The organism is Trichocoleus sp. FACHB-46, from assembly GCF_014695385.1.
Taxonomy (GTDB): domain Bacteria; phylum Cyanobacteriota; class Cyanobacteriia; order FACHB-46; family FACHB-46; genus Trichocoleus.
Genome location: NZ_JACJOD010000022.1, coordinates 311,556 through 325,059, shown reverse-complemented (window position 1 = coordinate 325,059; position 13,504 = coordinate 311,556). Strand labels below are relative to the sequence as shown.

Sequence of the window (13,504 nt, the reverse complement as noted above, 5' to 3'; positions counted from 1 at the left end):
GTGTTCATGGCACGGTGGAACCACACTGACCCATCCCGAACTCAGAGGTGAAACGCTGTAGCGGCGACGATACTTTGGGGGCAGCCCCACGGGACAATAGCTCGATGCCAGGGCAATAATAGAGTAAAGCTCCTCTTGTGGTTTATCCAAAGAGGAGCTTTACTTATAGCAACAATTCTGGCAAAAATCTTAATTAAGTTTTCTGTTCTGGTATGCTGGTTGATTTCTATAAGCTTACTCTTGCCGTAAGCCAGTACTGTAAAGAGTATTTTGTACCCATATTAGGGTGCTAATCTGATTTTTAGGGGTAGCTTTAATCATTGTTAGAGCTTCCGGCTCTTAGAATTACTTGTAAATCATCGACTAAGTTAGTTAGAACAAAATAGAGATACATATTGAGCGAAAACTGGATACAGTACCTATACGTTTTATTCTGCGCCAATAACTCGTATGTCGATCAAAAATACTAATATTCCAACTCTGAGTGAAGATGCTGCTGTTCCTGCCAACTCTTTAGCGAGTGTCGTTGGTTACTTGCCTGTGGTGATCACTCGCTTGAGTTCTGCAAGCAACAGCATGCTCCTAAACAACGACCGTGGCACGTTGGCACACCCTTCTAAACCCAACTTTTTAGGTACTAGTAGTTTTAGCTATACAGTGCGTGATGCTCAGGCCAGTTTTGCCGTTGATATGATTAGTGGCGGTGCCGAAAACGACCAATTGATAGGTAGTACTGGTAATAATGAGTTATTTGGTGGCGTTGATAATGATCAGCTTTTAGGCGGAGCGGGGGATGATGTACTCAATGGCGGCAGCGGTGAAGACACTCTCTATGGTGGAGAAGGCAAAGATACTTTTGTGCTGACTCCTGGCGAGGGTTCAGATACGATCGCTGATTTTGTGGAGGGGGTTGACTTAATTCAGTTTGGTGGTGGTTTGACTTCTGAAGGAGTCACTATGACTCAGTTAGGGAGCGACACTTTGATTCGGGTTGCAGCTACAAACGAGTTGCTGGCAACTTTGATAAACAGTCCATCCCTTCAAATCATTAATCTGCCTGACGTTTCATTTTTCGGGATTAGTTAGACAGAGACCCTAAAATTCTTGAATTCTGTAACCTGAATGTAGGAGGAGGAGTGGCATCTTAGCTAACTGCTTCTCCTATTTTTTCAAGCAAAATAGATTGTTGTGGCGATCGCACTCACAGACAGCTTGCTATGCAAGAGAGCTTGAATAAGCCAATAAAGCCGATTTGTGAAAAATATGCAAATTTCATCCTTGTATAGGTCGTTCCAGACTGAAATTTAGGTAATCTGAGTACGTAAATCTACTTGTAAAGCTGTTAGGGTGATTAACCGCGATTGCTGATTAATTTCGGTTAGTAGTTTTGGAAATCGGTTGATCGCTGGGGATATCTTAGGGAGAACTGCCACTGCACTGGGTATCTTGTTTAGTAAAGCTATGATGTCTCCTCACTGATATTCCATAGTTGCGAGTGATTACTGACCATTGCTTTCTAGCCCCCGCTACTTAATGTCTTTACAAAGAAATTTTGTTTTGGAAAGCCCTCTGAAAGACGATATGACCGTAATTCTACAAGTTGGGGAGCGTGCCATTACGGCCGCAGAAATACTGCCTTTGCTGGCTCGGTACCAGCTATTACCTCAACTACTACGGGAGTTGCTGCTCGATCAGGTCATTACTCCGTATACTTGTACTTCCGAGGAAACAGCTCAGGCTTGTCAGCAGTTTTATGCTCAAAATCAGCTGGGCTCCGAAGCGGCTCAGCAAGCTTGGCTGTCGCAGCGCCAAATGACTTCAGAAGAGTTTGAGGCTAGAACTGAGCGCGGGTTGAGAATTGAAAAATTTAAGCAGGCAACCTGGGGAATCAAGCTAGAATCTTACTTCCTCCAGAGAAAAGGGCAGATGGACAAAGTGATCTACTCCCTTATTCGCACCCAAGATGTTGGTATCGCCCAAGAACTTTACTTTCGTGTTCAAGAGGGTGAGCAATCTTTCGCAGATTTAGCTAGAGAATATTCTCAAGGCCCTGAAGCTCAGACAGGGGGGTTGATTGGTCCAGTGGAGTTGAGTACTCCTCACCCCCAGTTAGCAAAAGTGCTAGCAATGAGTCAGCCTGGACAGTTGTGGCCACCCACTCAGCTTGGAGAATGGGTAGTCATTGTGCGGTTAGAAAAATTTATTCCGGCGCAGCTAGATGAACCCATGCGCCAACGACTACTAAACGAACTTTTTAATAATTGGCTGCAAGAGCAGCTCAACCAGATTAACTCTGCTAACACCTTGGGCGCTGTTGCTACTTCTGCTTCCTAATGACTTACACTACAAACACAATTCAAGATTTTTTAGCTACTGTACCTGGCTTTAGTCAACTACCTCTCGCTACGATTACGAGGTTGCTGCCACGATTTCAGTTGCTGCGTTATCGGATGGGGCAAGCTATCCTAGTGCGAGAAAAAATGCCCATTCAGATTTCGATTCTGTATGAAGGGCAAGCTCGCTACTTGGGGTACGACCCACGCACCCAACTTCCCAGTACATTGAAGTTGTTAAATTCAGGGGAAGTCTTAGGTTGGGCAGGGCTTCTGCGCGGAATGCCTTGTGAGACGGCGATCGCTTCTAATGAAGTGATTTGTATTACGCTTGCAACTACTGACTTCCTGGAACTGCTTGAGCAAGAAGCAGGGTTTGCGGCTGCGTTTCGTCAACGTTGTGCGTTGGTAGAAGGCTTCGATTTGCTCGGAGCAGAGCTACAGCGTCAACCTATTAATAAAATTACTAATCTCAAAGATTTTACTCAGCAGGTGTGGCCGGACGCTGTAGTCATGAACTTGCCTAAAGGCAGGACACAGCTCAGCCAACTCGACTCTAGCCTCATTTGGTTGGTCAGTGGCGGCGGTACTGTGACTACCTATCCTGTGGGTAGCCGCCTAGATGGATCTGGTGCTCAATCATTTATTAATGTTGAGGGACCGACTGCGGCTCGCTTAGTTGGGTTTCCTGCTGCGGTTCTGGGAGAGGTGAACCCAGAAACCAATGGCTCAGCCTTGGTACTCACTGATGCGGCTGAACTACTACCCCTCTCAGAGGGTGAGGTTGAACTGGATACGGGAGAGGTAGATATTCCATATGCACCGGAAAGGGTGCCGGGAGATTCGACTGCGACTCTTACACAACAGGCTAAGGGAAAACAGAAGTATCCCTACATTCGAGCGCGAGGACCGCTCAATGCAACTCTGGCTTGTTTTCAGATGTTGGCGCAGCATCTGGGATTACCCTTCCGGCGAGACGTGGTGCAACGGGTTCTAACGAACCAAATGGATCGCTCGGGCAGCATGTCTTTACAGGTCTGTGGCGCGATCGCAGAACTGATGGGGCTGAATGCACAACTAGTTAATGTGCCTGCTGCGACTGTGAGCCGTCTGCCAGCCCCCGCCTTGATTCGTTGGCAAGATAGCTGCGCGGTGCTCTATGAAATTAGTGATAAGGCGATCGTGCTGGCGGTTCCAGAAACAGGAATTCGGCGACTGAAACCAGCGGACTTTGCAGAAGCCTGGGGACAAGAAGGTCAGGTTTTACTGCTAAAGCCTACCAAACAAACGCCCAAGCAGCGGTTTGGCCTCGGTTGGTTTTTGCCATCGCTGATTCGGTATCGCAAGGTTTTAATCGAAGTTCTGATTGCTTCTTTCTTTGTTCAGCTATTCAGTTTAGCCAACCCCTTGATGCTACAAATCATCATTGACCGGGTGTTGGTTCAAAATAGTTTGGATACCTTAAACGTCCTCGGCATCTTCTTGATTCTGATGGCGTTCTTTGAGTCACTGTTAATGAGCTTGCGAACCTATTTGTTTGTCGACACCACCAACCGGATTGACATGGCTTTGGGTTCAGAGATTATCGACCACCTGCTCCGATTGCCGCTGAAGTATTTTGAGAAACGTCCAGTGGGCGAACTCTCTAGCCGTATCAATGAGCTAGAAAATATTCGTCAATTTTTAACTGGAACGGCGCTCACTGTGGTGCTGGATGCCGTGTTTTCGGTCATCTATATCGTGGTTATGTTTATCTACAGTTGGCTGCTGACGATCGTCGCGCTAGCTACAATTCCTCTATTTGCCATTCTCACAGCTTTAGTTTCTCCGATTATTCGGCGACAGTTGCGGGCTAAAGCAGAGCGTAACGCTGAAACTCAGTCCTACTTAGTGGAAGTGATGTCTGGAATTCAGACAGTCAAGGCTCAGAACATTGAGTTGCGATCGCGCTGGCAATGGCAAGAACGTTATGCTCGCTATGTGAGCGCTGGGTTCCAAACGGTCTTGACTTCTACGACAGCTGGAGCGACCAGTAACCTACTCAACAAAATTTCTGGTCTGTTGGTTCTCTGGGTAGGGGCTTACCTCGTGATTGCAGGCCAGTTAACCTTGGGGCAGTTGTTTGCTTTCCGAATTATTGCAGGCTACGTCACCACACCTTTGCTGCGCTTAACCCAGCTGTGGCAAAACTTCCAGGAAACGGCTCTCTCGCTAGAGCGTCTGAGCGATATTATTGACACCCCACAAGAGGCAGATGAGCTGGATCGGCAGAACATCCCAATGCCTACGATCCAGGGGGCTGTCACGTACGACGATATTGTCTTCAGTTTTAACAAGAATAGTCCGCCTCAACTCAACCACATCACCATTGAATTTCCTGCGGGGATTTTTGTGGGTGTGGTGGGGCAGAGTGGTTCGGGTAAGAGTACTTTAATGAAGTTGCTGCCGCGTCTCTATGAACCTGATTCTGGGCGTATCTTGATTGATAATTACGATATCAACAAGGTGGAGCTATATTCCCTGCGGCGACAGGTGGGGATTGTGCCACAGGAGCCACTACTGTTTGATGGCACTGTGCAGGAAAACATTGCTCTAACTCAGCCAGATGCCACTTCTGAAGAGATTATCGCTGCGGCTAAAGTGGCGGCGGCTCATGACTTTATCATGACTTTACCGAATGGCTATAACACTCGTGTAGGTGAGCGGGGATCAGCCCTTTCGGGTGGCCAACGGCAGCGGGTGGCGATCGCTCGGACAGTGCTACAAAATCCTCGGCTCCTGATTTTGGATGAAGCAACCAGTGCCTTGGACTATGACACTGAACGGCAAGTCTGCTTGAACCTAGCCGATGCATTCCACGATCGCACTGTTTTCTTCATCACGCACCGCCTCAGCACAATTAAGAATGCGGACATGATTTTGATGATGGATCGGGGTTCGGTTGTTGAGACAGGAACTCACGAAGAACTCATGGGCATCAAAGGCCGTTACTACTGCCTCTATCAACAACAAGAGTCGCAAATGTAGGCTGTTGCCCTTAAGACAGAGCTTGAAAATAGAAAGTGGGGGTGGCGATCGCTATCTCTCTTTTTTAATCACGTAACGGTTAAGGCGTAGCCGTAAAGTTTCATCAAACTTTCTCAGTAGGCTATTTCCTGAAGTGAAGCGAAATTGCTAAAAGAGAGGAGAAGACTACCCTCTAAAGGTCAATATTGCAGCAATTGATTTTCAGTTTTTGCAAATCTTGGCAGGCTAAAGGGCACGCTAACAACAGGACTAAGTTCTAAAAGTTTTAAGCGAAGTCTGATTGCTACGTTGCTGGTGCTGGCAAATCCCCCTTTGCTACCGCCCTTGAATTGCGCCACCTTCCCTATCACTCATTAGGTTTATGACGATTAACCAGCAAAATGGAGCCAAGTTGAATCAACAGCTACCTCCCACCCCAGAAGTAGCTTCTTATTCAGCGAAATCAACGACTTTTGACCAACCCGTTGTGCTTCAGCAACCTGCCACTTGGTCACGAGCCATTGTTTGGAGTATCGTCGCTGTCACTACAGCTTCAATCATTTGGGCTTGTGTAGCCAAGATTGAGGAGGCGGTGAGCTCTCAGGGCAAGCTAGAACCTCAAGGTGCTGTAAAAGAAGTACAAGCTCCGGTTGCAGGGGTAGTCAAAGAAATTTATGTCAAGGAAGGCGATCGCGTTAAGCAAGGGCAAACGCTTCTCAGTTTTGACCCCACCGCAGCGAAGGCCCAAGAGAAATCACTGCTGAATATTCGCATGGCCTTGATGCAGGAAAATCAGTTTTATCGGTCTCAGCTTGCTGGCTTAGCGTCTCCCGCTACTACAGATCAGGCCGCGATCGCGCTGAAACTACCCGCAGAAATTGCCTCTCTGACTAAGAGCCGCGTCAATCTCTTGGCAGAAAATCAACTGTATCGCGCTCAGCTTCCGGGGGCTGCCCAAGGAGGCAACTTCTCAGTTGAGCAATTGGCTCGTTTGCAGTCCAGTCGAGATGAATTTAACTCACGCGCCGCCGCCGCCCAGTTAGAAACTAAACAGTTAGAGCGGCAGTACAGTCAAAACCAAGTGTCTTTAGCCAACGCCAGAGATAGTTTGGGGGTGAACCAGCGAATTCTAGATGGCATTCGACCGTTATATGAAGAAGGCGGGATTGCCAAAATTCAATACCTGAAGCAAGAACAAGAAGTTCGCTCAGGTCAAGCTGAAGTTGAGCGTTTGGGCCAAGAACAACAACGGTTACAGTTTGCGATCGCTCAAGCTCAACAACAACTGCAAAACACCGTTTCTCAGACGCAAAAAGATGTTTTGACTCTGATGGCGAATAACGAGCAACGCATTGCGGAAATTGACAGCCAGTTGACCAAGGCGATCGTTGAAAACGAAAAACGAATTGACGAAATCAATAGCCAACTCAGTCAAGCCCAACTGACGTTGAAGTATCAAGACATTAAGGCTCCGACAGACGGCCTTGTTTTTGATGTCAAAGCGGGCGGTCCTGGCTTTGTAGCTAACCCTAGCGAACCTGTGCTCAAGATTGTCCCTACTGACCATCTAGTAGCCAAAGTGTATATCACGAACCGTGATATTGGCTTTATTAGAGAAGGCATGGATGTAGATGTCAGAATTGATTCTTTCCCCTTTAGTGAATTTGGGGATATTAAAGGTAAGCTAACCTCGGTTGGCTCTGATGCCCTACCCCCCGACGAAATTCGGCAGTACTATAGCTTCCCTGCCAAGATCACTCTAGATGAGCAAACGCTGCGAGTCCGAGGGCGAGAAGTGGCATTACAGTCAGGTATGTCTGTCAGCACTAATATCAAGATCCGCCAACGCACAGTGATGAGTATCTTTGTTGACTTATTTGCTAAGCAGCTGGATGGTATGAAAGCGATCAGATAATCTGTTGTGGCAGTCACTCTGCGCAATTGACTCAACGGCTTAATTACTTAAATGCTGGAGCAGCAAGCACAGCCCATGCAAATATCCTCAGTAGGTGCTAGTCAAGCTATGGCTAAGACACCCGCTTGGTTTGTGCAGGCTGTACAACAGCAGGCTGTAGGGTTGCCTGGGCACTATGCAGCTCAGTTATTGTGGCAACGAGGAATTCGAGATCCAGAGAAACTTGCTGGCTTTTTGCACCCACAGTTTTACCAACCGACGAGTCCGTTTGAGTTTGGGCAGGAGATGCAATGGGCAGTCGGGCGCTTACAGCAAGCTCGCAATCAAGATGAAGTTGTTGCTATTTGGGGTGACTTTGACGCCGATGGCATTACAGCCACAGCCGTACTTTGGGATGGCTTAGGTCAGTTTTTTAGTCAGGGCGATCGCCTGATTTACTACATCCCCAACCGCCTGATTGAGTCTCACGGTCTTTCTCCTCAAGGGCTTGATCGCCTAGCAGCACAAGGATGTCAGTTGGTTGTCACCTGCGATACGGGTAGCACCAATCTGGCAGAAATTCGGTATGCCCAAACCTTAGGTATGGATGTGATCGTTACCGATCATCACACCTTGCCATCTGAGCGACCCGCCGTCACAGCAATCATCAATCCGCGCTATTTGCTGCCAACTCATCCTTTGGCGCATCTCTCCGGTGTAGCTATCGCCTATAAGTTGGTGGAAGCCCTCTACCAAACCTGGCCAGAGGTGCCGCAGCAATCACTGACGCATCTACTAGATTTGGTGGCGATTGGCTTAATTGCTGATTTAGTCCAGCTCACCGGAGATTGCCGTTACCTCGCTCAGCAAGGCATTGAGCAGCTACAGCAGCACCTGATCAACCATGAGGCTGGAGTAAAGCCTGCTCGGCCTGGGATCGCGCGTTTACTAGAGCTGTGTAAGAAAAGTGGCGATCGCCCCACTGATATCTCCTTTGGGCTTGGTCCTCGCATCAATGCCGTTAGCCGGATTCAAGGAGATGCCCATTTTTGTGTAGAATTGCTCACTAGTCGGGACGAGCAGCGTTGTCAGCAGTTGGCTGAGGAAACCGAGCTAGCCAATATGCGGCGCAAAGCTCTACAGCGGGAAGTTACTTACCAAGTCAAAGACAGATTGTCTCAGTTGGACTTGTCAACAACGAGTGTGATTGTCTTGGTCGATACTCAATGGCCCGTTGGAATTTTGGGCCTGGTCGCTGGGCAAATCGCTCAAGAATACGGTCGCCCCACAATTCTGCTCAATGCTGATTCGCTAGATCTTGATTTGGTGACACCCAGCTCAATTACGGAGGGGCGATCGCAGTCTTCAGCTTTGGCTAGAGGCTCGGCGCGATCGGTAAATCAAATTGATCTCTACCAGCTAGTACAAGATCAAGCTCACTTACTCCATAGCTTTGGGGGACATCCCTTTGCGGCGGGCTTGAGTCTGCCAGTGGCTAACCTTCCCCTATTTACTGAAGCTGTCAATCGTCAACTACGCCAGCAAAACTGTGGCATTACTTCTCCAGCTTCTGCCAATCAAGCAGACCTCGTGGTTACAGTAGCAGAGTTGGGCAAGACTTTATTCCGCGAACTTAAGCTGCTGGAACCTTGTGGGATGGGTAATCCTGTTCCCAAGCTCCTGATGCAGAATTGTTGGTTTGAGCGGGCTTGGCACCGTAACAGCCAAGACTGGCAAGGTAGGAAAGTCCAGTACATTAAAACAGAGTTTGTGCTACGCGATGACTCTACTTCCATTTGTTTTCCAGGAGTTTGGTGGGGGCACTACAAAGAAGAACTTCCTTCCGGGCGCTGTGACGTTGTTGTAGAGCTAGACTTCAATACCTACGAAAACCGACGACGTGGACAGACCCCACACTATGAAGTCCGTTTGTTAGAGGTGTTGCCTGCCAGCAACGCAGCGTTACTAAGCGAAATTCCACAGCCCGCAGATTGGCTGGTGGACTGGCGAGAGGATCTTAAGCCCACTACACCAGATACAGATGTATTGCTCATGACTCAATGCCCAACTAATTGGGCAGAGTTGCAAGCCTGGTTTCGTCGAGCAGTGCAAGAAGGGCAACGGTTGGCGATCGCTTATCCATCACCCAGCTTGGTTGCCCCGACTCAGATTTGGCAGCAGTTAATTGGCATTGCTAAATATCTCAGCCGTACGGGTGGTTCTGCCACTCTAAGCCAGTTGCATGAAAAGTTGGGGATCGGCGATCGCCCACTACAACTAGGCTTTCAAGCCCTGCACCTTTTAGGTTTTGCTGTCACTCATTCAGATCAAGGGTTTCGAGTCGAGTATCAAGCGAAAGTGGACCTTACCTCTGTCGAGATGCAATTAACAGAAGTAGTCCAGCAATTCCTAGGCGTGGTTCAAGAAGAGCAGTTTCGCCGCCAATACTTCTATCAGGTGTCACTCTCAACGCTCCAAGCCGTAGCTCATCAAACAATCTTGCTACAAGCTCATCGCTCACCTCAGCCACAGCTAACTGAGTAGTTCTATACTTTAGCCTTTGTGTCCTGAAATCTGGCTAAAAGCTCTACTGGACCTTACCTTGATATTCACACTTAAATCCTTGCTGTTGCCACTCCTGAATGTTGACATCGCTCAGCGGAATCACATCAGCGCACTTAGGCGTATGAACTTGGCTGACTATAGCCCAGACTATACTCCGCGCTACATCTAAGCTAGTTTTGAGCCAAGACTCACGATTGCCAGGTACGCCTTCTTCTTTAACGATATCTGGCTCTACCCAAATACCATGTGCTCCCAGCAAAATCTGTGCCATCCACTTAGCTCTAGGGAGATGAGTCTCCGAGGTGATCAGCTTAACTTTGTGGACTTGCCACTGCCGCAACAACGGAATATTGAAGTAGAAGTTATCGAAAGTGGAATCAGCGCACTTTTCTAGCCAAACTTGCCTGATGGGAGCCTCGGAGCGTTGAAAAATGAGCCAGATACAAGGATCTTGTGAACCCTGAGAAATCAGGATAGGAGTTTCAGGATGTTGTTTGGCAAGTTCAGTTACATAAATTTCTCGACGGATACTACCCCCTAAAACGAAAAAAGCATTAACTGGGCCCAAGGCTGCCGATCGCAACGCTATCGTGTTAATTAACAGCCAACTGCCAAGCAGTAAGCCGAGGCTCCAAAGTCCAATTTTAAGGGGGTGATCCCAGAGCTTGTAGGGCCAAGCTTGGTGGTATGAAGTTCTATGACGTTTGCTTTTCGGCTTCATGTCTAGCAAAAAACCTTAATGAACCAAATTTGCATCTCATGCCTTAAAGTTGCACCTTTATAGATGAACAATTCACCGCAACTTTACTGACTCTTAAAACTTGCACCTCATGCTATCCTGGCGGGCAACACTATTATGATTCTTAGGTATTCTGCCTCTTCTACTTGATTTAGTTGCTATGCGTTACGATTGCTTCATCCCCTAGTCAGCTTTGGTTTAATGACCCCTTGATGAGCGTGGACACTGGTTAAACTGTCACATGTTCAGCGTAGTTTAACTCGGTAGTTTGGGTATGTTGAAGCTAATTGTCTTAGGGGTGGTCCAACCTTTTGACAGTTTCGCGCATGAGGAGTTGTTGCTGGAGATAGGGACGTCGCAAGCCCCTTGAAACTCATTTACTGTGGTGCATTTTCGCTTCTGTTTCTTAGGGCTACTGAATATAGAGCCTTACTGCTGAGCCACTGATAGTTAAACGATTTGAGCCAACTTCCAATGAATCAGTCCCCCAGACATTTCCATCTGCTCCAAGTTGCTCTTTGTGGCGGGGCGATCGCTACTGCCGCTACCCTCACTTTGTTTGGTCCTGGTCTTAGTCGCTCCGTGCGGGCGGCTCTGCAAGATAGTCCCAAAACGATTTTGGATGAAGCTTGGCAGATTGTGAATAGTGAGTATGTGGATGGCACTTTTAACCAGAAAGATTGGCAGGCAGTCCGCCAGAGCTTGCTAGGTAAGAACTATACTTCCCGGGAAGAAGCTTATACAGCTCTACGCAAATCCTTGGAGCAGCTCGAAGATCCTTACACCCGCTTCATGGACCCGAAGCAGTACCAAGCGCTAAATAGCCAAACTTCCGGGGAGCTTTCAGGTGTTGGGATTCGGTTGGAACTCAACGAGAAAACTAAAATTCTGACCGTAGTAGAACCGATTGAAAACTCTCCAGCTCTAAAAGCGGGAATTCAAGCGGGCGATCGCATTTTGGCGATTAATGGCAAGCTTACGAAAGGCATGAGCGTAGAAGATGCCTCTAATCTGATTCGAGGCGATGTTGGCACTAAAGTCACTCTACGAATTGACCGAGATACAAAGTCTGCCTTTGATATACCTTTACAGCGGGCTCGGATTGAGCTGCCGACCGTACGTTATAGCTTGCGGCAGGAAGGCCAGAAGCGGATTGGCTACATTCGTTTAAATGAATTTAGTGCTCATGCTCCCCAGCAAATGCGGAGAGCGATTCAGGACTTGACGGGCCAAAAGGTAGATGCCTTTGTCCTCGACTTGCGGAGTAACCCTGGTGGTTTGTTGCAAGCGAGCATTGACATTTCTCGCATGTGGATGGACTCTGGCTCGATTGTCCGTACCGTCAATCGCAAAGGTGAGAACGAGCAATTAGCCGCTAATCGTACTGCCCTGACCAAACTACCTCTCGCAGTTTTGGTGGATGGTAATTCTGCTAGCTCCAGTGAAATTTTGACGGGGGCGCTGAAGGATAATGGACGTGCGACTGTTGTGGGTAGTCAAACCTTTGGTAAAGCTCTAGTCCAGTCAGTGCATTCTCTGTCTGATGGTTCTGGGCTGGCTGTCACAATTGCTCACTATTACACCCCGGATGGCACTGACATTAGCCAGAAGGGAATTACTCCTGACATCAAGATTGACTTAAGTGATTCCCAACGTCAGAAGTTAGCTTCTAACCCGAAGCTAATCGGCACTAAAGATGATCCTCAGTATCTGCGAGCCTTGAATGTGCTAGAAGCAGAGTTCGCGAAGGTCAAACAACCAACTGCCGCTCAACGTCAAAGCCGCAATAATTGTCTGATTCCAGGTCTGACTTGTCGCTCTAATGTGCAATAACTTGTCTAAATTCCAGGTTTAAAGGTCTAAAAGTTAAGCGCTTCTCTAGGGGAGCGCTTAATTGTTGCGTGGTACTTTAAGGCTGTAGCCGCAGCTGGCTCACTAGATGTACCAGTTCTGGCAGAATCAGCTTTTGCATAGCGAGCGTAACCGCGTTAGTGGAACCTGGAACGGAAAAGATCAGCTTGCTTTGGTAAACGCCTGCTACGGCTCTAGAAGCGATCGCCCGTGAGCCAATTTCTTGATAGCTCAACCAGCGAAATAGCTCGCCAAAGCCAGGTAACGTCTTCTCTAAGAGTTGCTCAATCGCGTCATAGGTGGTGTCCCTGGGAGCAATTCCGGTGCCACCGTTGCAAATTACTACATCGAGCTCTGCTTGTTGGCTGAAAGCTTTGATTTGCGCTTGAATTTGCCCAGGCTCATCTTTAATAATCCTGTACTCAACAACTCGATGTCCTGCGGCTAGAAGCAACTGCTGGATTACCTGACCACTGCGATCGTCTGCGAGCGATCGCGTATCGCTGACCGTGATCACCGCACAACGAACAACAAAATTTGCTGAATCAGGATGAGGCTGGTGAGGCATGAAGTTCTTTCTCCACTTCGCCAGGATCTAAATTGCCCTCAATCCTTATGCCCGCTGCAAAATCTTCAATGGACGACGCAGGAATGAGGGCAGGCTATGGGCTGCTTTTTAGAGGATGAGAGAAGGCAATTAAGACTTACTGAACCCAAGATCGTGCTCTTCTGAATAGCGTTCCATAAACCGCATGAAGCGCTCCCACTCTGCCACGGACTTTATATAGTAGAAGGCTTCCAGTGCTTCTGGTTGACCATTGACAAACTTTGCTTTTACTTCACGTGTAGAGATTTCACCTTCTTCATCAATCAAGTACATACCTGTGATTGTTTCAGTGCTGGTGGAGCTTAAAGCCTTAGGTCGCTCAAAGTAAAACGTCGCCGTACCATTACTGCCGTCGCGAGAACGAGTTACACGGACTTCAGGCACTGCATCTTCGGTAATACCTCTGGAAAATTGAATTTCAGCCATGTCTTTAGAATTAAATCTTAAATGGACAGTTAACTATTCTTAATCATATAGATCAGTTGCCTTAAATCAAAACTCGTTGGCGG

General features: G+C 47.9%; 9 protein-coding genes and 1 rRNA gene. 7 read left to right on the top strand and 3 right to left on the bottom strand.

Annotated features, from left to right (window positions below; all coding sequences use genetic code 11):
* From rrf to recJ, 6 genes are all read left to right on the top strand, one after another.
* A 5S ribosomal RNA gene (gene rrf / locus H6F72_RS13570) occupies positions 1–113 on the top strand; the annotation flags it as partial.
* Between the two features lie 337 nt (positions 114–450).
* Positions 451–1,086: a calcium-binding protein gene (locus H6F72_RS13565; RefSeq protein ID WP_190436184.1), complete on the top strand. Its 636-nt coding sequence runs from the start codon at positions 451–453 to the stop codon at positions 1,084–1,086.
* A 495-nt stretch (positions 1,087–1,581) separates the two neighbouring features.
* Positions 1,582–2,334 (top strand): peptidylprolyl isomerase, encoded by a 753-nt coding sequence (locus tag H6F72_RS13560; RefSeq protein WP_190436181.1) that lies wholly within the window; start codon positions 1,582–1,584, stop codon positions 2,332–2,334.
* Entirely contained in the window at positions 2,334–5,360 is a 3,027-nt protein-coding gene (locus tag H6F72_RS13555; RefSeq protein ID WP_190436178.1) for a peptidase domain-containing ABC transporter, read from the top strand. The genes H6F72_RS13560 and H6F72_RS13555 overlap by 1 nt, the downstream gene beginning before the upstream one ends.
* A 361-nt stretch (positions 5,361–5,721) precedes the next feature.
* A complete protein-coding gene (locus H6F72_RS13550; protein ID WP_190436175.1) occupies positions 5,722–7,254 on the top strand; it encodes an HlyD family efflux transporter periplasmic adaptor subunit in 1,533 nt (510 codons plus the stop codon).
* A gap of 75 nt (positions 7,255–7,329) precedes the next feature.
* Positions 7,330–9,777 carry a single-stranded-DNA-specific exonuclease RecJ gene (recJ, locus tag H6F72_RS13545; protein WP_199299071.1) on the top strand — a complete coding sequence of 816 codons (2,448 nt, stop codon included), beginning with the start codon at positions 7,330–7,332 and terminating at the stop codon, positions 9,775–9,777.
* A gap of 43 nt (positions 9,778–9,820) precedes the next feature.
* Here the strand turns inward: recJ and H6F72_RS13540 are convergent, their stop codons facing one another.
* Positions 9,821–10,519 carry a YdcF family protein gene (locus H6F72_RS13540; RefSeq protein ID WP_190436169.1) on the bottom strand — a complete coding sequence of 233 codons (699 nt, stop codon included), beginning with the start codon at positions 10,517–10,519 and terminating at the stop codon, positions 9,821–9,823.
* A 492-nt stretch (positions 10,520–11,011) separates the two neighbouring features.
* Between H6F72_RS13540 and ctpB the strand changes: the two genes are divergently transcribed.
* Positions 11,012–12,370, top strand: coding sequence for a carboxyl-terminal processing protease CtpB (ctpB, locus tag H6F72_RS13535; protein ID WP_190436166.1), 1,359 nt, complete (start codon positions 11,012–11,014; stop codon positions 12,368–12,370).
* Positions 12,371–12,446: 76 nt separating this feature from the next.
* On the opposite strand, the gene H6F72_RS13530 is transcribed toward ctpB, so the two are convergent.
* Both H6F72_RS13530 and psb28 read right to left on the bottom strand, forming a co-directional pair.
* Positions 12,447–12,956: a molybdenum cofactor biosynthesis protein B gene (locus H6F72_RS13530; protein ID WP_190436163.1), complete on the bottom strand. Its 510-nt coding sequence runs from the start codon at positions 12,954–12,956 to the stop codon at positions 12,447–12,449.
* 129 nt (positions 12,957–13,085) lie between these two features.
* Complete coding sequence (gene psb28 / locus H6F72_RS13525; RefSeq protein ID WP_190436159.1) at positions 13,086–13,421, bottom strand: photosystem II reaction center protein Psb28; 336 nt, start codon at positions 13,419–13,421, stop codon at positions 13,086–13,088.
* Positions 13,422–13,504: the final 83 nt, after the last annotated feature.